17 protein-coding genes are annotated in these 20,838 nt (G+C 34.3%); 5 read left to right on the top strand and 12 right to left on the bottom strand.

What is annotated here, in order from left to right:
- The 3 genes from VIL26_08855 to VIL26_08865 form a co-directional block, all read right to left on the bottom strand.
- A partial coding sequence (locus tag VIL26_08855) for a homocysteine S-methyltransferase family protein (protein HEY8391034.1) occupies positions 1 to 985 on the bottom strand: 985 nt, incomplete at its 3' end.
- A 2-nt stretch (positions 986 to 987) separates the two neighbouring features.
- Positions 988 to 3,279 carry a 5-methyltetrahydropteroyltriglutamate--homocysteine S-methyltransferase gene (gene metE / locus VIL26_08860; GenBank protein HEY8391035.1) on the bottom strand — a complete coding sequence of 764 codons (2,292 nt, stop codon included), beginning with the start codon at positions 3,277 to 3,279 and terminating at the stop codon, positions 988 to 990.
- A gap of 112 nt (positions 3,280 to 3,391) precedes the next feature.
- The gene (locus VIL26_08865; GenBank protein ID HEY8391036.1) at positions 3,392 to 3,652 is read right to left on the bottom strand and encodes a putative Se/S carrier-like protein; all 261 of its coding nucleotides are present in this window, start codon (positions 3,650 to 3,652) and stop codon (positions 3,392 to 3,394) included.
- A gap of 80 nt (positions 3,653 to 3,732) precedes the next feature.
- On the opposite strand from VIL26_08865, the gene VIL26_08870 reads away from it, so the two are divergent.
- Positions 3,733 to 4,863, top strand: coding sequence for an aminotransferase class V-fold PLP-dependent enzyme (locus VIL26_08870; GenBank protein HEY8391037.1), 1,131 nt, complete (start codon positions 3,733 to 3,735; stop codon positions 4,861 to 4,863).
- 71 nt (positions 4,864 to 4,934) lie between these two features.
- Here VIL26_08870 and VIL26_08875 read toward each other — a convergent pair whose 3' ends face one another.
- The gene (locus VIL26_08875) at positions 4,935 to 5,222 is read right to left on the bottom strand and encodes a hypothetical protein (protein ID HEY8391038.1); all 288 of its coding nucleotides are present in this window, start codon (positions 5,220 to 5,222) and stop codon (positions 4,935 to 4,937) included.
- 91 nt (positions 5,223 to 5,313) lie between these two features.
- Here VIL26_08875 and VIL26_08880 point away from each other — a divergent pair, with 91 nt between their 5' ends.
- Both VIL26_08880 and VIL26_08885 read left to right on the top strand, forming a co-directional pair.
- Positions 5,314 to 5,934, top strand: coding sequence for a hypothetical protein (locus VIL26_08880; protein ID HEY8391039.1), 621 nt, complete (start codon positions 5,314 to 5,316; stop codon positions 5,932 to 5,934).
- A 61-nt stretch (positions 5,935 to 5,995) separates the two neighbouring features.
- Entirely contained in the window at positions 5,996 to 6,880 is an 885-nt protein-coding gene (locus VIL26_08885; protein ID HEY8391040.1) for a RimK family alpha-L-glutamate ligase, read from the top strand.
- A gap of 67 nt (positions 6,881 to 6,947) precedes the next feature.
- On the opposite strand, the gene VIL26_08890 is transcribed toward VIL26_08885, so the two are convergent.
- From VIL26_08890 to VIL26_08915, 6 genes are all read right to left on the bottom strand, one after another.
- Positions 6,948 to 7,643, bottom strand: a complete 696-nt coding sequence (locus VIL26_08890; protein HEY8391041.1) for a single-stranded DNA-binding protein — start codon at positions 7,641 to 7,643, stop codon at positions 6,948 to 6,950.
- A gap of 17 nt (positions 7,644 to 7,660) precedes the next feature.
- Positions 7,661 to 8,341 (bottom strand): polysaccharide deacetylase family protein, encoded by a 681-nt coding sequence (locus VIL26_08895; protein HEY8391042.1) that lies wholly within the window; start codon positions 8,339 to 8,341, stop codon positions 7,661 to 7,663.
- Between the two features lie 727 nt (positions 8,342 to 9,068).
- On the bottom strand, positions 9,069 to 11,513 hold the full coding sequence (locus VIL26_08900) for a DNA topoisomerase (ATP-hydrolyzing) (protein HEY8391043.1): 2,445 nt from the start codon (positions 11,511 to 11,513) through the stop codon (positions 9,069 to 9,071).
- The gene (locus tag VIL26_08905; GenBank protein ID HEY8391044.1) at positions 11,513 to 13,462 is read right to left on the bottom strand and encodes a DNA topoisomerase subunit B; all 1,950 of its coding nucleotides are present in this window, start codon (positions 13,460 to 13,462) and stop codon (positions 11,513 to 11,515) included. Before VIL26_08905 ends, VIL26_08900 begins: the two co-directional genes overlap by 1 nt.
- 178 nt (positions 13,463 to 13,640) lie before the next feature.
- Positions 13,641 to 14,537 carry an alpha/beta hydrolase gene (locus VIL26_08910; protein ID HEY8391045.1) on the bottom strand — a complete coding sequence of 299 codons (897 nt, stop codon included), beginning with the start codon at positions 14,535 to 14,537 and terminating at the stop codon, positions 13,641 to 13,643.
- 60 nt (positions 14,538 to 14,597) lie between these two features.
- Entirely contained in the window at positions 14,598 to 15,395 is a 798-nt protein-coding gene (locus VIL26_08915) for an amidohydrolase family protein (GenBank protein ID HEY8391046.1), read from the bottom strand.
- 191 nt (positions 15,396 to 15,586) lie between these two features.
- On the opposite strand from VIL26_08915, the gene VIL26_08920 reads away from it, so the two are divergent.
- Both VIL26_08920 and VIL26_08925 read left to right on the top strand, forming a co-directional pair.
- Positions 15,587 to 16,678 (top strand): carbamoyl phosphate synthase small subunit, encoded by a 1,092-nt coding sequence (locus VIL26_08920; GenBank protein ID HEY8391047.1) that lies wholly within the window; start codon positions 15,587 to 15,589, stop codon positions 16,676 to 16,678.
- A 135-nt stretch (positions 16,679 to 16,813) separates the two neighbouring features.
- Positions 16,814 to 17,800, top strand: a complete 987-nt coding sequence (locus tag VIL26_08925; protein ID HEY8391048.1) for an aldo/keto reductase — start codon at positions 16,814 to 16,816, stop codon at positions 17,798 to 17,800.
- Positions 17,801 to 17,855: 55 nt separating this feature from the next.
- On the opposite strand, the gene VIL26_08930 is transcribed toward VIL26_08925, so the two are convergent.
- On the bottom strand, positions 17,856 to 19,460 hold the full coding sequence (locus VIL26_08930) for a CTP synthase (GenBank protein HEY8391049.1): 1,605 nt from the start codon (positions 19,458 to 19,460) through the stop codon (positions 17,856 to 17,858).
- A gap of 181 nt (positions 19,461 to 19,641) precedes the next feature.
- Positions 19,642 to 20,034, bottom strand: coding sequence for a Fur family transcriptional regulator (locus VIL26_08935; GenBank protein HEY8391050.1), 393 nt, complete (start codon positions 20,032 to 20,034; stop codon positions 19,642 to 19,644).
- Between the last annotated feature and the right edge of the window lie 804 nt (positions 20,035 to 20,838).

The raw sequence follows: 20,838 nt of genomic DNA on the forward strand, positions 1-20,838 counted from the left end.
AAATCAAATAATCTGCATTGGTATCAACCGGCGCTCTCAATTCAACTGCAATCGGATATTTTTTTTGCTTTAATTTATCAAAAAAAACGTTTTGATTTACTGGCTTTTGATCGATGCTAGGATTTTTAAAAGAGACATCAACTATTTTTTCATGATTGAAATCATTTAGCATCAATCTGCTTTTTTTGATATGCTGCGGCGTCGTTCCGCAACAACCGCCCAAAATCTTTATGCCGTTTTGTCTTAATTCTAATATTTTGCTTGCAAAATACTCGGCATTGTCTATATATATCAGTCTGTTTCCGATTGATTCAGGATACCCTGAATTAGGCATAACGCTCATAAGTTTTTTAGGCGAATAATCTTTTATGAGCTTCAAAATATGAGCAGGACCGCAAAGACAATTAAGCCCGATTGCATCAACTGCATTGTCGTCTTGAGCGGAGTCCAAAAGCTGTTTGTAATAATGTCCTGCTTTTGTATAACCGTCAAGTCCGGCAGCAAAAGAAACAATAATAAAACTATCAGGCTTTTTGGCTTTGATATGCTTTAAAACAGGTTTTAAAAAATTAAATTCGGGCATGGTTTCAAACAAGAATTTATCCGCGCCCAAATCCAAAAAAATGTCAGCGATATCAATATATTCTTGGCTTATATCTGTATCTTTAAAAGGTATAGGTCCAATATCTGCAAAAACTGCTACATCAGTGTTTTTTGTTGCCTGCAAAGCCAAATTGAAACCCGATGTAATGATGTCTTTTATATCGTCAAAGGCTAGGTTTAATCCTGAGTTTGCACCAAAAGTATTTGTTTTTATGGCGTTTACGCCAGACTCAATATACTGCCTGTGAATTTTAAATACGATTTTTGGGTCGTTTAAATTGGCTGTTTCACAAGATTTAATGCTATGCGTTATCGATGCATAGTATGTTCCAAACGCCCCATCAAACAAAAACGTACTGTCTTTGGCATCAGAAATAAACAATGTTATAGACCCTTTTCTTTTCTTATTTCTTTTACTGCTTCAGTCATATTTTTCAAGCTTGGCAATGTTTCTTCCCAGCCTCTGGTTTTTAAGCCGCAGTCAGGATTAATCCACAGCTTATTTGATCCAAGTTTGTCTATCATCTTGTTTATGGCTGATTTTATTTCTTCTTTACTAGGAACTCTAGGCGAATGAATGTCATATACTCCAGGACCTACCGCCGTCTTAAATCCGCATCTTTGCAGGTCATCCAAAATAGTAAGGTCAGAACGAGATGCTTCAAATGAAATACAATCGGCATCCATATCGTCAATATCTTGAATTATATCTCCAAATTCGCTGTAACACATATGGGTATGAATTTGGGTTTGCGGCTTAACAGTTGAATGCACAAGCCTAAAAGCTTTTATTGCATAATCAAGATATGATTTCCATTCGCTCTTTCTAAGCGGCAGCTTTTCTCTCAAAGCCGCTTCGTCTATTTGAATGATCTCTATTCCGTTCTTTTCTAGATCCAACACTTCATCTTTTATGGCAAGCGCGATTTGATAGCAAATCTCTTTTAGCGATATATCTTCTCTAGGGAATGACCAGTTAAGAATTGTAACAGGTCCTGTCAACATACCCTTCATTGGCTTATTGGTCAAGCTTTGGGCATATACACTATACGGTACTGTAATCGGCTTTAGTCTTTTTACATCGCCCCAGATCACAGGCGGTTTTACACAGCGTGTTCCGTATGATTGTACCCACGCGTTTTGAGTGAATATAAAGCCGGACAAGTTTTCACCGAAATATTCAACCATATCATTGCGTTCAAACTCGCCATGCACATACACGTCAATTCCAAGCTCGTCTTGATATTTTACCGCTTGGGCTATAAACTCTTTTACTCTTTGGTTGTATTGTTCAAAAGTTATTTCGCCTTTTTTAAACTGAGCGCGATTTCTCTTAACCTCTGCGGTCTGAGGGAATGAGCCTATTGTTGTTGTAGGCAATTTAGGCAAGCCTAGTTTTTCTATTTGAATTTTATATCTTTCTTCAGATTTGGGCAGTCTTACAAAATCTTCGTCTTTTAGATTTTTGATTTTTTGTCTTACATCAGGCTCTATGTAAGCTTCGTTTTCTATCTTATGCTTTTTCAAAGCAATATTGTCAAGATACTTTTTATCGCTCTTATAATCGCTGTTATTAAACAAACATCTCAAATCATTAAGTTCATCAAGTTTCTGTTCAGCAAAGGCAAATTGAACCAGAACTTCTTGAGACAAATTATTTTCGTTTTGTGTAGTATAAGGTGAAAACAAAAGCGAACTTGCAGTGCTGATTACCAGATTATTAACGTCAACATATTTTTTGAGAGTATCCAAAATCTCCATAGATTCTTGATAACTGTTTCGCCATATATTGCGTCCGTTAATTACGCCTGCAAAAAGCTGCTTGTCTGAACCAAAACCATATTCTTTTATCAGATCAAGGTTTTTCTTGCCTTCTACAAAATCCAGTCCATATGCATCAAAGTCCATAGATATAACAGTAGAATATATATCTCTGATATCTCCAAAATATGTATTAAGAAGTACCTTCACTCCAGCTTTATTGCTTAAAATCTTATTATAAATTGCCTTGAATAAGCTGATATCTGCGTCATTTAAATCAGTTACCAGCATAGGCTCGTCCAACTGAACAAGCTCAGCTTCGGCGGCTTTTAGTTCTTTTAAAAGTTGAATATAAGCATATGTTATTTTATTGATTATTTCTTCACGTTTTTTTTGAGTTGAAAATCTGCAAAGCTTTATAAAAGTAAACGCACCGATTATTACGGGCTTGGTTACAATATTTAATTCTTTAGCAGTTTTATATTCATTAATCGGTTTAGATGCGTTAAGTTTGATTTCTACGCTGTCGTCAATTACAGGCACAATATAATGATAATTAGTTGTGAACCATTTTTTCATTGCAAGTGCCTTTACATCTGCACCGTCTTTTTGATAGCCTTTAGCCATTGCAAAATAAGTTTCAAGCGGACTTGATAGTTTGAGTTCTTTGTATTGATAAGGTATGACATTAAGCATAACGGCTGTATCTAAAACTTGGTCATACATAGAAAAATCATTGGATGGAATATAGTCAACTCCTTTTTCTTTTAGCAACTTAACTTGACCTAATCTAAGATTATCAGCATTATCGATTAAGTCCTGTTCTTTCAAATTGCCCTTAAAATAACTTTCAATCCATTTCTTGAGTTCTCTCTGTTTACCTATTCTGGGGTAACCCGATACCGATACTTTGATGTTATTTTGCACTTTAAATCTCCCAAAAATATTTTTTATTATTATAACATCTATTTTTTTGTTTGACTATTAATTAAAGTGTTAATATGCTAAATTATAAATAATTAAAAATTTAAAAGACTTTTCTAATTGAGCCTTTCCAGCCGTTACCCTCATAACGATAAACTCCTCTAAAAGACGAAAAGTTATAGCTTAGCAAAAGCTTTTTTACCCTTTCAAAATCTTTTGGATCAAATCTGATGCTTATGCTGCATATAGAACTAATGCTTGGCGGCGTGTTGATAATATTAACATTACAGCCATAATTTTTTAATATTCTAAAAAAATACATTGTCTGTGCTCTGTTAGCTAATACAACGAAATAATAGGTCATAAAAATTCTCCAAAACTTATGGCATTTTTATTTTTCCGACAATATACTATATTAACGCCACCTTATTTTTGATATTAAATATGATTTATTTTGATAACGCGGCTTCAGGCGGTTTCAAACCGGACTGTGTAAAAAAAGCTGTTTTAGAAACATTAGAATATCCTGCTAATCCAGGCCGAAGCGGACATAAAATGGCTTCTGCCGCCGCACTTAGAATTTCTCAAGCTAGAGAAAATACTGCTGATTTCTTTGGATTAGGTGAAAGCGGCACCATAGTATTTACACACAACTGTACGGCCTCATTAAACTATGCCATTTTCGGCGGCATTAAATGCGGGCATGTTATTACAACAGCCTACGAGCATAATTCTGTCTTGCGGCCTTTATACCATTTGCATAACGCAGGAAAAATCAGCTTTACTGTGGTTTACCCTGACGCATACGGTTTAATACGTACTGAGGCCATAATTAACGCAGTAAGACGTAACACAAAAATGATCATAGTCAACCATATCTCCAATGTTACAGGCGCAAAAGCCCCTATTGAAGAAATAGGCGCTTATACCAAAAAGCGAGGAATTGTCTTTTTGGTTGATGCAGCTCAAAGTGCAGGTCATGTTAATATAAATATGAAAAAGACAGGAATAAATATCCTTGCCGCCGCTGGACATAAGGGATTGGCTGCGCCTCAAGGCGTAGGAATTTTGGCCGTGGACAAAAATATTGTACTTAATCCTATGATTTTGGGCGGTACAGGAACAAGAAGCGAAAGTCCTATTCAACCTCTTGATCTGCCCGAAAGCTTAGAAAGCGGAACAATCTCCACACCAGCGATTGCAGGACTGGACGCAGGCATAACCTGGATAAGACAAAATTTTTCATCAATAAATAAAAACATCTATAAAATGACCAAACACCTGTATGAAGAAATCAAAAAAATACCCAAAGTAATAGTCTATACTCCAAAAGGAGAATATAACGGTTTGGTTACTTTTAATATCGAAGGCTTATATTCGGCAGAAACTGCTAACTTGCTTGATGAAAAGTTTGATATATGTGTAAGAGCAGGATTGCATTGCGCACCGTTAGCGCATAAATATTTGGGAACGATAAAACATGGTGCTGTGCGTGCTTCTTTGTCTTATCAAAATACAATGGATGAAGTTGAAATATTTTTGAAAGCTATTAGAGAAATAGTTAAGAATATATAATTTGATTAAAAAGTTACATCAATAATCATCAAAAAAGCGACTTGTTTTCTTAAAGTCGCTTTTAAAATTTTTCAGCTGTTTTTTAATGACCTAATAATCTGCTCCATTCTTTTTTGCTGTTCTGGTGATAATATTCCTTTTACTGATTTTGCAAAATTATCAAGTTCAGCGTCCGAAAATGTGCCTTGTGCTTTATTTTTTCTGACTTTGTTCATAAGCTCAGACATAAGCTCATTTTCATTTTTGTTGCCGTATTTTTTCATATACTCTTCTGCCATTTTCTTTTTATCATCATCAGCATTTTCGTATATAGTATTTTGGGCAGCTTTTTTGAGTTCGTCTCTTAGGTTTTTTCCCATTATGTAATCTCCTTACCTTTTTATCTCATTTTAATTATATGAGCGCATATATATAATATGTGTATAGATTTTTTAAGAAGGATTGACACTAATGGAAAATAATAATAATTCTAATAATATGCTGAACAACCTTCTTCCATTGCTTATGAATAAAGGCGGAAATGGAGGCGGCGCTAACAATAACATGCTTACCATGCTTTTGCCTTTGCTTATGCAAAAAGGCGGCAAAGGCGGCTCTTCTGATATATTAAAGACTTTGATTCCTGCAATGACAGGAAATAATCCGCAAATGGCGCAAATTTTGCAAAATTTTGGCGGCGGAAAATCCGATAATGATGAACCCAAAAGAGAAGAACCTATTGATTATGATCCCCCTCAATATACCCCGCCTTGCAGAAACAATAATAAAGGAAGGCATTATGCTGATTACAGCAAACTGTATCCTGACATAAATAATCTTGATTTACATAAAATGCCCAAAATAGACGATTTCAAAAAAGACGAACCTTTGCAGCATGAAGAAAGTAACAATTCTCAACAGTCTTTTGGCAATAATTCTTTATTGACGCTTCTTACATTAATGCAAAGTTTTAGAAATCAACCTAATAACTTAACAGAAGAAAAAATTCAGGCAATCGACGGCATCGCTCCGCCTAAAATTAAAAAGAGCCTAAAAGCCATACTTGCGCTCAATAATATAATTAAAGAATAGCAAACTCCAAAGCTCATATAAAAAAGCATACTTAGTAAATTAAGTATGCTATAATTATTTTATGGACAAACACGGACTAATAATAATCAATTCTTTCAGCTATTCTGATATTTTCAAAAATCAAACCAAACGCCTAAGCGAAGAGTTTTTAAAACTTGGTGTCAAAATTGATGTCAGACGAAATTGCAATGTCGATGTATATTTGGGAAACTATGAAATTATCAATAAAATAAAAGACCATGATTTTGTAGTTTATCTTGACAAAGACAAGTATGCTGCAAGAATGATCGAAAAAAGCAATCAGTTTATATTCAATAATCCCAAAGCCATAGAACTTTGTGATGACAAACTACAAACATATATCGCTTTATCTCAAAATAATATAAAAATGCCTATAACAATAGCTTCGCCTTTGAGATTTTATAAAACAGATGTTGATGATGGAAGTTTTTTAAAAAAGGTTACCGAGATTTTGTCTTTTCCTATCGTAGTTAAAGGGGCTTTTGGATCTTTAGGAAACAGAGTCTTTCTGGCGCATAATTTTGAAGAACTGCAGCTTTTGCGTGAAAAATTGATAGATGTTCCCCATCTCTATCAGGAATTTATCGCCGAAAGCGCAGGAACAGATACGCGTGTTATAGTGATAGGCAATAAAGTTTGTGCTGCAATGATAAGAAAATCTGAAACTGATTTTCGCTCAAATATTGAATTAGGCGGAAAGGGTTATCCAGTTACATTATCCGAGTCATATATTGAAATGGCTCAAAATGTCTCCAAAATTTTGGGACTTGATTATTGCGGAATAGATATTCTTACAGACAAGCAAGGAAATCCAGTTTTGTGCGAAGTCAATTCTAACGCCTTTTTCAATATGATTGAAAAAGTGAGCGGTGTTAATGTAGCAGGAACTTACGCTAAGCACATTTATGATAAAGTTTATAATTAAAGAAAAATGAAAAATTTTTAATACCACACCTTAATAGGTGTGGTATTTTTTTGTGCTAAGCAAATAATTATTTATTGCTATTTTGAATATCCGCAGAATCATCAAATCTGAATGACGATTCAAAAAATGCTTTGGAATTCATTTCAGCTGGATTGACGCTTATTTTGTTAATAGAAACTTCATACGCGGTTTTGGTTTCTACCGTACCATCGTCAAGCTTTTTTTGATATTCACGGCTTTGTATACGCCCTGAAATCATTACTTTTTCTCCGATTCTAATATTCTTTACAAATCTAGCGTTTCTGCCCCATGCAATGCACGGTATGTAATCGGACTTATTGTACGCACGATTAACTGCAATTAATAAATCGCATATTTCACGCTTAAAAGGTGTTGTTCTGTATACAGGAGGTTTGCATATAAAACCTCCAAGTTCTGCTACATTTGGATTGCATTCAGAAGTCCAATCCAAAAGCTCTCTAACAAACACTGTAAGCATAAGTCGGCTTTTGCCGTCAACCAGTTTGTTATAGCTTCTAAATTGACCCATTAGCGCAGTATAATCTCCAACTTTAAGCAGACGATCTATTAGAAGCCTTTCACTGACCGTAATGGGCAAAATGTCCTTTTGCTCTGATAGACGCGGTACCTCTATCATCATTTCGTGAAAACCTTCGCCATAAATCTCATGCGAAAATACCGGTTCGGTAACAATTTTCCCAGCCAAAAAAACCTTATTGGCTATATTCTCGGGGTAATTCATTTTCCTTCTCCCGTTTTTCAAATGATTTTTATTTGTCTTCCCGTATGGTCAATGTAATAATTGTCCCAATATATCAGCTCACCTACACATACGAATTCAAATCCCTTGTTCTTTAAACCAAGAATAATCAGCCTTAATGCCTGCGGTGTTTTTTCACCATTATTATGCATTAATATTATTGAGCCATTTTTTGCTTTTGCGATAACCCTTTCTGCAATACTCTGTGCAGAGTTATCTTTCCAATCCAAAGAATCTACATCCCATTGAATTGTTTTTAAGTCTAATCCTGCCGCAGTTTCTATCAGCTTATTATTATACGCTCCAAAAGGCGGCCTAAAGATTCTTGGTCTTTTGCCTGTAATATTCTGTATAATATTACAAGACGTTTCAAGCTCAAGCTGCATTTTTGTCTGACTAAGGTCAGTCATCTTTGGATGGGTGTTAGAATGAGTTCCTATTTCAAATCCATTTTGGTCTATTTTTTGCACCTTGTCAGGGTACCTTTCAGCCCAAAACCCTACCAAAAAGAATGTAGCTTTTATGTCATTTTCTTTTAAAATGTCAATAAGTTCGTCTGTTTTATCTGCGCCCCATGCCGCATCAAAAGATATGGCAAGTTTTTTTTCATTTGTTTCCACACTGTATATAGGCAATTTTCTTTCGGTCGTATTATTCAAAAATACATTACCCGATCCCACAAGCGTGTTTAAAGATATAAATGTTAACAACAATAATATTGTCAAACACCAGAACAGCAAGTTATGTTTTTTTAACGTTATGAAATACATCTTGTTACCTTATACTATAAACACATAAATTATAAGAAAAATTAACTATTTAGCTTGATTTTTACGTATTATGTCGAAACGATTTATACCGTTTGATATAATATATAAGGTAAAGAGCATATTTATGACTTAAACGAACAGCAAGATTATAGTAAATTATATTGATAATTCCAAGATGTCAAACGACACAATGCTTTTTTAGCATATATTTATAGATAAGATAAGACCTGCTTTTAAAAAAACATCAAAAAGAATTAAAGCATTGTATATATTAATGTAAAATCATTAATTATCCTATTAAAATCCTGTTCATATCGAACGGTTTGACTTTGTTACGATATGTCTTTTCTAAATGTGTACACTCCTTATTATTTTTTTCATCTATGAATCTCCAAAACTTAAGTTCAAAATATTCTTATATGTTAGTCGGATAAATTATATATCTCAAAAAATTAGCTGTCAAACATTTACAGCGCTTTTTGTAATTTTTTTATGTTTTTTTACTATTTTTTTGCGTTTTTTAATTATAAAACGCTTATTTTTTAGTGCTTTTTAAAATATTTTTTTAAAAAATAGCTGCGACTTTTTATCGCAGCTTTTCAAAAATTATTAAATCTTTATGGATGTATTAAAATCTTTATGAATTATATAAAAATACATCTTTTATATAATGATTTTTATTAAGCTTGCAAAGATTTTTGCTCTTACCTGTTCGGGTAGACTTTAGAACATCGTCAGAACTAAATGCTGTCATATAATCATCATCATCGATTAAGATAATAGAAAGTTTATCTTTTTTGTGATTAGGCGCAGCCCATATAAGTTTATCACCGCTATCGCCTTTTAAGTCAAAGACTTTTAGCCCTTTTCTATACCTGCTCAAAAGTCCTAATTCGCTAAGCTCAATTTTCTTAGCACTGCTTTTGTCGCTGATCATTAATATGCTGTTATGATGCTCTGTTACCTGACCTGCAAATACCACGTAATCGTCTTCAGATAACAATATACCCTTAACTCCGCTTGAAATTCTGCCTTGAGTAGGTACATCGCTTGGATCAGCATTAAGTCCCATTCCAAGGGCGGTTATAAACAATATAGAAGATTTTTGGATTTCTTCTTCTATGTTGATTACTTCATCGCCTTCCTTGAGTTTCACAGCTTGGAAAGAAGATTTTACAACGCCGTATTCTGACCAATCCGATTTCTTTATCATGCCCTCGCGTGTAAAGAATAACAGCCTGTTAGTAGGCAAATTTTCTTTTATAACAAACATCTTGATGACTTTTTCATCTTTTTGAATATCAGGAATACAAGATTTTATATCGTCACCCTTGTCACGCCATTTTGCCTCTGGTATGGATAAAACATCAACTTTATAACAGTTACCTAAATTGGTAAAGCAATATACTTTGTCATAAGTTTGTGCTTCTTCCAATAACTTATGAATATCGTTTTTACTTGAACTATCAGTAAACTCTTTTACCGACATTGAATAATTTTTGATAGGAATACGTTTTAATGCTCCGTTCTCGTTATATCCTATCATAAAGTTTTCAATAGGTTTTTCATCGTCATCAGAAGGTATATAATATTCTGAAACATCGTCTAGTATAACAGTTCTTCTGGGCTCTTTGTATTGCTTTTTTATAGCGTTAAGTTCGTTTACTATAACTTCCATTTGGACTTTTTTGCTTCCCAAAATTGTCTGTAACTTTTTGATTAATTCCCTAACTTCTGCAAGCTCTTTTTCAAGCTTATGCACTTCTAGATGAGTCAATCTTGCCAATCTCAAATCCAAAATTGCTTGCGCTTGAATTTCGCTTAACAAAAACTTTTCGCACAAGTTGTTTCTGGCATCGTTTACTGACGCACTGGTCTTAATGATCTTAACAACTTCGTCAATGTTAGCTACTGCAATCATTAATCCTGTCAAAATATGCTCTCTGTTTTGCGCTTCATTGAGTTCATATTTTGTACGTTTTACAATAACTTCTCTCTGATAATTAACATAATATGCGATTATATCTAGCAAACCCATTTGTTGAGGCTTGCCGTCAGCAATAGCAACCATGTTGATTCCAAAAGATTGTGATAATTGAGTATACTTGAACAAAATATCACATATAGCACGAGGATCTGCGTCTTTTTTTACTTTTATCACAGCACGCATTCCGTTTCTGTCTGATTCATCTAAAATTTCACTTATGCCGCTTAATTGTTCTTTTTTTGATTCTCTATACTCCATTATGGATTCAAGCAATGCAGCCTTATTGACCTGATAAGGTAATTCATCAATAACTATACTCTTTTTGTCATTTTCAGAAACTTCAATATGAATCTTGGCTCTGATTGTAATTTTGCCCTTGCCTGTCTCATATGCCTTATAAAGCTCTGATCCTGCAATAATATAACCACCGGTAGGAAAATCAGGACCTTTTATGATTTTCATCATTTCTTTTAGAGTGATTTTGGGATTATGAATATAAGCAATTACTCCATCTATTACTTCACCTAAATTATGAGTAGGAATGTTTGTTGCAAGACCTACGGCTATACCTGAAGCACCATTGACCAGAAGATTGGGAAATCTTCCGGGCAGCATATCAGGTTCTTTTATTGTATCGTCAAAGTTAAGACTCCATTTTACTGTGTCTTTTTCCAGATCCCTTAAAAGTTCCATTGCAAGAGGTGCAAGTCTGGCTTCGGTATAACGCATAGCCGCCGCACTATCGCCGTCAACAGAACCATAATTGCCGTGACCGTCTATCAACATGTGACGCATATTAAAAGGCTGCGCCATTCTTACCATTGCGTCATAAACTGATCTATCACCGTGAGGATGATATTTTCCTAGACAATCACCCACGATACGAGCAGATTTTCTGTAAGGCTTATCTGGAGTAACTCCTAATTCGTATAATGAGTACAAAATTCTACGCTGTACCGGTTTTAAGCCGTCTTCTACGCGGGGCAAAGCTCTTTCCATGATTACATGTTCCGAATAAGGAATCATGGAATTATGCATTACCTCTTCCATAGTTTTTTGTATTATATTTTGCTCTTGCACATTATTCTCGCTCATTAATTAATCTCTCCCAAAAATTTGTCAACTTTATTAAAGTTAGCGTGCTCAATAATATAGTTCCTTCTCAATTCAACAGCATCACCCATAAGAATTGTTACAAGTTTTTCGGCTTCCGCTGCATCATCAATGGTAACCTGAACCAGTTTTCGTGTTTTAGGATTCATGGTAGTTTCCCATAATTGATCAGCGTTCATTTCACCTAAGCCTTTATACCGCTGAATTTGATAGCCTCTGCCTACCTTTGCCTTGGCCTCTTCAAGTTCTTCATCTGAATATGCGTACACTACCGTATCTTTTTTATAAACCTTATATAAAGGCGGAACGCCCATATATACATATCCTTCATTAATCAGATCCTTCATATATCTGAAGAAAAATGTCAATAAAATCGCTTTTATGTGAGCACCGTCTTGGTCAGCATCTGATAAAATAACTACTTTATGATAATTAAGGTTGTCCACACTAAAATCTTCGCCTATACCAGCACCCAAAGCGCTTATAAGCGTTCTTATTTCATCATTTTGCAAAACCTGATCTAGTCTTTTCTTTTCGGCGTTTAGAGGCTTTCCTCTAAGAGGCAAAATCGCTTGAAATGACCTAACTCTTGCTTGTTTTGCTGTACCGCCTGCCGAATCTCCTTCTACTATGAATAGCTCATTAAGCTCAGGTTTTTTTGAAGTACAGCTTGCCAGCTTTCCGACTAAAGTAGCATTTTCCAAACTGTTTTTTTGTCGTGTAATTTCTTTTGCCTTTCTGGACGCTTCTCTAACTCTTGCTGCGCCTATTGCTTTTTGAATAATTGTTTCTGCTATGCTTTTACGTGAATTAGTTTCAAAAAATTTATATAACTCTTGTGTGGTAATATACTCGCAAGCAAGTCTTGCTTCAGAATTGCCTAATTTGGTTTTGGTTTGTCCTTCAAACTGCACGTTAGCCATTTTTACAGAAATGACTGCAGTAAGTCCTTCTCTAAAATCATCGCCCAAAAGATTAGGTTCTTTTTCCTTTAACATTCCATATTTTCTGGCAAGATCATTAAAGACCTTTGTGATTGCGGTTTTTATGCCTGTTTCATGAGTGCCGCCTTCTGTGGTAGGAATGTTGTTAACATAAGAAATTATGGTATCAGTATAAGAATCGTTATACTGCATAGCCATACTAAGGAAAACATTATCCTTGGTATTTTCAAAATATATAGGCTCATGAAGCGGATTCTTGGCCTCATTTACATATCTTACAAAGTCGCACAATCCGCCTTCATAATAAAACTCTTTTTTTATAGGATTGGATTCATCTCTTGTATCCTGAAAAATTATAAAAGCACCTTTATTTAAAAATGCAAGTTCTTTTAATCTTTTTATAATAACATCGCTATTAAAAATTATAGAATCAAAAACTCTTTTATCTGGATAAAATCTAACAAGCGTTCCAGTCTTATTAGTCGGTGCTACTTTTATCAATCCGCTTTGAGGAATACCACTCTTGATTTTGCCGTCTTCTGTTTCATAGGAGGCAAATTCCATATGATATTCCCATCCGTCTTTAAAAACATTAACCTTTAGCCATTCGCTTAGCGCATTGGTTACGCTCGCACCTACTCCATGCAAGCCGCCTGAAAACGAATAATTGTGATTATCAAATTTGCCGCCAGCATGAAGCTGAGTAAATACTACTTCTACGCCACTTACACCCAATTGAGGATGAATATCGACAGGAATACCGCGACCATTGTCTTCAACAGATGCGCTGCCATCAGGATGCAAGGTTACAATAATTTTACTTCCATAACCATTGCTTATTTCATCTATTGCGTTATCAACAATTTCCCACAATATATGATGCAAACCCTTTAGCCCAGTAGTACCGATATACATACCTGGTCTTCGTCTGACAGCATCAAGCCCTTCAAGTATTTGTATATCTTTAGCATTATAACTGTTTTGCATAATCTACCCTCAATTAATATAGTAAGTTTAACTCTTGCTTAGTATAACAGATTTGGTCCAATAATTCAATAGATTATTTTATAAGATATGCATAAAAAACATACTTAAAGGGCTTATTTTATTTCAATATATGAATATTTATTCTTAATATGAATAAATATAAAATATAAATGAATAATTATTCTTTGATCACTCTATTGATATAGGCAAGAATATCTTTATATACGTCCATTTTTCCTATTTCATTCAAGATTTCATGGCGCATATCTTCATACATCTTTAGTTCAACATTATTCAAACCTATTTTTTTATAAGCTTCAAACAATGCTTTTGGATATTTACCCCATGCGCCCACTCCGTCTTTTGTTCCGCACATGATGCAGATGTTAGTGTCTTTATCGATGTTGTTAAAATCTTTTGAATACAGATTCATGAGCCCTTTAAAAAACGAACGATAAAAACCATAGGAAAAAACTGGTACTATGAACTTATCTTCATTATATTTTTGAACAATATTAGAATCACGAGTCAACCAATCGTTAAGATTGCCTTTGAGCTTCTTGTCATAAGCTCTAAATGTAAGGTTTGCTATAAAATATGCGTCTTTTTCTACGTTATTTAGATTGGAAACAATCCTGCCAAACAATACACTCAAAAAATCCAGCTTGCCTGTTCCTGTCAAGATAAACCCTGCGACATCTTGAGCGCTAGGGGTTTGAATATACTTTTGGACCAAAAACGAACCGTAACTATGACCTAAAACAACAATCGGAAGTTTGTATTTTTGTTTTAGATATGCTGTGATTTCACGCTCATCACTTAGCGTCTTTTCAAAAATGTCATAGTCTGCTTTGCCTACTTTATCTCTTACTCCCGCTGTCAAGCCGTGCGCCCTATGGTCATCACCTACGACTATAACCCCTTTTGAGTTGAGAAATTCGGCAAAATCTTGATACCTGCCCATATGCTCATTCATACCATGAACAATTTGGACAACGCAACGCGGAATATTGGTTTCAAAAACAGCTAAATTAAGGCGAGTACCATCATTTGCAACAAACCATTCTCTTTGCATAAAATATTCCCCCCATGTTTTTTATTTTATATCAAAGTTTTGTCTTAAGTTTTTTACAAATTATTTAACTGATTTTAAAAGTCTCAAAGCATTACCACCCAAAATAAGATCAAGCGTCTTTTGAGGAATGTTCATATTATAATACTGCAACAATTCATCCCCTTGATCTGCCCACGGAGCATCTGTTGCAAACAAAATATATTCAGGATTATGATGGTCTAATATCTTTTTTATATCATCAAGACTCATACGAGTAAAGGCAAAAGAAGTATCTATTGATATTGTAGTGCCCAAAAGATATTTTTCAAATTCTTCTCTATATCCTTCTCCGCCCATATGAGCCGCAACGATTTTAGGCGTATTAAATGCATCTACAAGATTTCTCATACGCTTAGGAGTAGCATTTTGAGCATCTGGCAGAGCACGATCGCGTCCCATATGAAACAACAAGACCATATTTTTTGACAAAGCGTATTCATACACTTTCATCATCTTAGGGTCATCAATGGTATAAGACTGATAATGAGGATGAAATTTCAATCCTAATATATGCTTTTCGCACAATCTGTCTATTTCGGCTTTATAGTCTTCAAATTCCGGATGAACGCTGCCAAAAGGAATAAGCTCTTGATATTTTGAACATTCTATTGCAAAAGAATTTACTTTTGGTGTCTGTTTTGCATTTGTGGCGATATTGGCTACTACACAGCGATCAATACCGGCTTCTTTCATTGACCTAATAAGCCCGCCTACAGAACCATCAAAAGATGGATAAACTTTGCTTTTTGTCGAAATTTCAGAAATAGCTCTTTCATAAAGATTATCAGGAAAACAATGTGTATGAAAATCTATTATCATTTATGTACCTCTAATTTTTATTTTATTTTAAAATACCTGTTATGTCAAATACTATTGTCAAAATGAAAATGCTTATATTGCAAAATTATTGCATATAAAAAAATAATAAAATACCTTTTTGTGCAAATAATAAAGTCATTTACAAAGGGTTGTTTTTGCGATATAATATCAAAGAATAAAACGGAGGTATTATGAAAGCAATTTTAGCTTTACAAAACGGTGAGGTCTTTGAAGGTGTTTCTGTAGGCGCTACTGGCGAAACTGTTGGAGAGATCGTATTTGATACAGGAATGAGCGGCTATCAAGAGGTGTTAACCGATCCAAGCTTTGCCGGACAGATAATTACCATGACCTATCCTTTAATAGGTAATTACGGAATCAACAGTGAAGATATCGAATCAATTGAGCCTGCATGCAAAGGATTTGTTACCCATGAAATTTGCGACCAACCTAGCAATTTCCGTTGCCAAAAAACTATTGACCAATATCTAAAAGAACATAACATTGTAGGCATACAAGGTATTGACACCAGAAAATTGACTAAGATAATAAGAAATTACGGTACAATGAACGCCGTAATCACAACCAATGAAAACTTCAAGTTTGAAGACTATGCTGAAAAGCTCAAGAATTACAAAATCGTCAATCCCGTAAAACAAGTTTCAGTAAAAGAAGCTATATATAACAAGCCTCAAAATTATAACGGTTTGAGAATTGTTGTAATTGATTTGGGAATTAAGCAAAACATCGTTCGCTCTTTATTAAAAAGGGGCTGCGAAGTTGTTACAGTGCCTTATGATATAACTTTGGAAGAAATCAAAAAGCTCAATCCCGACGGAATAATGCTTTCTAATGGTCCTGGAGACCCCAAAGATTGCAGCGATATTTTGCCCAACATAAAGCAAATAGCTGAAAGCGGTATTCCTGTATTTGCAATTTGCTTAGGACATCAGCTTTTGGCTCTTGCCTTTGGCGCTAATACATCTAAGCTCAAGTACGGTCATAGAGGCGGTAACCATCCTGTAAAAGATTTGGCAAAAGACAGAGTATATATAACCAGCCAAAACCATGGCTACGCAGTAGATGCCAACAACCTGCCTGAAAATATTCAAGTAACCCATATCAATATGAACGATAACACTGTTGAAGGTTTGAAGTATGTTGGACATTCTATTTCAAGCGTACAATTCCATCCGGAAGCATCCCCTGGACCGGAAGATACTGCTTATTTGTTTGATGAATTTTTACAAACAGTAAGGGATTATGCCGATAAGAAAAAATAAATAATAAAATTACAGCACCTTTGGGTGCTGTTTTATTTTATTATCAACAACAGAAATAATTATTATAACAACAATATTGACAACATATCAAAACAAGGATTATCATTAAAATATAAACTAGTAAGGAGAAGAAAAATGTATATTGCAAACCCTAATCGGTATAAAGAAATGAAATATAACCGCTGCGGAAAAAGCGGACTTTATATTCCTGCTATTTCCTTGGGACTTTGGCAAAACTTCGGCAATGAAGCTACCATGCAAAACATCAAGGAAATGATTTTGGGTGCATTTGACTTGGGCATAACATATTTTGATCTCGCTAATAATTACGGACCCCCTCCAGGTGCTAGTGAAATCAATTTTGGCAGAGTTCTAAAAAGCGAACTTAGCTCTCATCGTGATGAATTGATCATTTCTTCAAAAGCCGGATATTATATGTGGGAAGGTCCATACGGCAATGGCGGCTCAAAAAAATATCTCATTGCTAGCATTGACCAAAGTCTTAAGCGTACAGGACTTGATTATTTTGATATATTTTATCATCATCGTTTTGATCCAGATACACCTATAGAAGAAACCGCTGCCGCTTTAGATCTAATTGTTCGTCAAGGCAAAGCATTATATATCGGCACAAGCAATTACAACGCCGAACAAACTGCTCGTATTATAGATGAATTTAATAAACTAGGAACGCCTTATATTATTCATCAGCCTATATATAACATGCTCAACAGATGGATAGAAAATGGACTTACAGATGTTCTAAAATCAAATGGAATAGGCGCTGTGGCATATTGTCCGCTTGCCCAAGGCTTATTGACAGATAAATATATTAATGCAAATATTCCTGCAAATTCTCGTGCAAGCCGTTCAAAATATGTCACAGAAGAATTAAACAAAAATATAGAAAAAATTCAGCTTCTAAAACCCATTGCTGATGCACGAGGTCAAACTATGGCGCAAATGGCAATATCATGGCTGCTTAATACCGGCAATGTTACCAGCATAATTATGGGCGCAAGCAGACTTTCTCAAATTACTGAAAACATAGCTGCTCTTGATAATACTAACTTTTCTTTGGAAGAGCTTAATTTAATAGACCAAATAGTTCTGTCAAAATAAAACTTAATCTATAAACATCAAAAAAGGATGCCGTTTTTTAGGCATCCTTTATTTTTTATTTTTTTGCTGCTTTTATAAATGAAGAGAACAACGGATGAGGACGGTTAGGTCTTGATTTGAATTCGGGATGGAATTGTACGCCTACAAACCATTTGTGATTGTTTAATTCAATGATTTCAACCAGATTATTATCAGGAGAAATGCCGCTTATAATCATACCGTTTTTTTCTATATCTTCTCTATAATCATTATTAAATTCATATCTATGACGGTGTCTTTCGACTATTGTGTCTTGTCCATATATTGATCTTACCAAGCTGTTAGGCTTTAGCTTACAAGGATAACCGCCCAATCTAAGAGTTCCGCCCATATCTTCAAGGTACGCCTTTTCAGGCATTATATGTATAATAGGATGATTGGTTTTAGGGTCAAATTCTGTACTATGCGCATCCTTATATCCTAAAACATTGCGAGCAAATTCTATAGTAGCAATCTGCATTCCCAAACAAATACCAAAATAAGGTATATTGTTTTCACGCGCATATCTTGCGGTTGCGATCTTGCCTTCTATTCCTCTGTCGCCAAAACCGCCGGGAACTAAAATACCGTCAAGACCCTTTAGCTGTTCAGCTACATTTTCATTATTAATGTCTTCGGATGAAATCCAGCTTATATGAACATCAACTTGATGTTGAATACCGCCGTGTCTTAATGCCTCTGCTACGCTTAAATAAGCATCATGAAGTTCAACATATTTGCCAACTATTCCGATATTGACAATATTATTTGAGTTGCAAATATTCTTTATATTGTCAACCATCTTAGTCCATTCTTTTAAGTCGGGCTTAGAACATTTCAATTTGAGTTTTCTGCATACTACGTCTGCAAGCCCTTCTTTTTCAAGTTCAAGCGGTACTTCATACAAAATGGAAGCATCTTTGTTTTGGATAACAGCATCGCTCGTTACATTACAGAACATAGCAATCTTGCGTTTGTTTTCTTCACCAAGATCAAGTTCTGTACGACAAACCAAAACATCAGGAGTAATACCTATGTTTTGAAGCTCTTTTACGCTATGCTGTGTAGGCTTTGTTTTGATTTCGCCGCTCATCTTTAGATAAGGTACTAGCGTTACATGAACGTATAAAACATTTTCACGACCTACATCAAAAGGCACTTGTCTTATTGCTTCCAAAAAAGGAGTGCTTTCTATATCGCCTACTGTTCCGCCAATTTCGGTTATAACTACATCTATATCAGGATTTTTTTCAGCTACTCTATAAACACATTGTTTTATTTCGTGGGTTATATGAGGAACAACTTGTACGGTGTGTCCCAAAAAGTCACCGTTACGTTCCATTCTCAAAACCTTACTATATACTTTTCCTGTTGTTATATTGCTGTCAACAGTAAGATTTTCGTCAACAAACCTCTCATAATGTCCTAAGTCCAAGTCCGTTTCTGCACCGTCTTCTGTTACAAATACTTCTCCATGTTGATAGGGACTCATTGTTCCAGGGTCAACATTAATATACGGATCAAATTTTTGATTGCTAACTTTCAGTCCGCGTTGCTTTAGCAGTCTGCCTAAAGATGCTGCTGTTATTCCTTTACCTAATCCGGAAACCACGCCGCCAGTAACAAAAATGTATTTTGCCATTTTACACCTCGAATAATTCCGAATTATTATACCAAATATATAATACCCTGTAAAATAAAAAGCCAAATAAAAAATACCCAAAAAAATTTTGAAAACTTTTGGATGTTTTTTATTAGGCAATTATATACTCTTTTGATATAATGTTAAGTAATCCCCTTTTTTTGAGGCTTTTATACACTTTTTATTGCTTAATATCTTTGCAATCTGAACAAATTCCAGTAAGCATAATATTGATATTATTTATTTTATGTATAAACTTATTGTGCCCCATCTGCTCAAGAACAGTTTTTGAAAGATCTACATCAAGATCAAATAATCCACCGCATTCATCACACTTAAAATGTATATGATCATCTGTTATATGATCAAATCTTTCAGGAGTTAATGTATTAAGACGATTAATTTTTCCTTCTTGAACTAAAGAATATAAGTTTCTATAAACTGTACTTAAACTAATTTGAGGATATTTTGGATGAATATATCTATAAATATCTTCTGCCGACGGGTGATTTTTTAATGAATTAACTGCATCTAAAATAATTTGTTTTTGCATTGTGTTTCTTTTGCTTTCCATCTTCGCCTTTACCCTTTAATTCTAGCTTATAGATTTTTTGATTTTGTAGAATAACACAAAATCAGCTTTAATTAGACCGATTACGAACATATTATTTTTTTTACGATAATATGTTTTAATTATATACTAAAACGGCTTATAAATAAACCAAAACAAGGGTTTAAAAAAAATTTTTTATGTTTTCATAACTACTGAAAAGTATTTTTTATTTATAAAAGCTATTATTAGATTATATAAACCAAATAAATTGAGTTTTTGGGAAATAGATTTTTTATTTTTTTTCTAAACAATGATAACATCGTTTGTATAACAGCTTAATATAATAGTTCTTTAAATCGACTTTGAATAGCGTTTTGCGCTAATCTGCTTATTGTCTTAGTCTTCTTTTCAAAAATGATTTTAAGCGCCTTCATAACCCCAAAGAATCGCCTAAAACACGTGTTTTGTGTCAATAAGACTAAAGTCATTATTAATCCCTATAATTGCCGACAATGTTTTTAAAGTATAAAACCTTTTAGATTTTATATAACTATACAAATTAGATTTTATATAACTATACAAAAAAATGATCGTAATAAAAATTGAAAGCACCAAAACATCTAATCTTATTGATCATTTATTAGATTAAATTAATTTTCTTTCATGTGTAGCTCTATTTCTAAAATTAGTGGTAATAAAAAAATATTTAAAATTACATAAAAAAAAGGTCAGTTGAAATAACTGACCTTTTTAATGATTTACGGCAACGACCTACTCTCCCAGCTCGTTTCCAAGCAAGTACCCTCGGCTCTGGAAAGCTTAACT

Source organism: Clostridia bacterium (assembly GCA_036562685.1).
Taxonomy (GTDB): domain Bacteria; phylum Bacillota; class Clostridia; order Christensenellales; family DUVY01; genus DUVY01.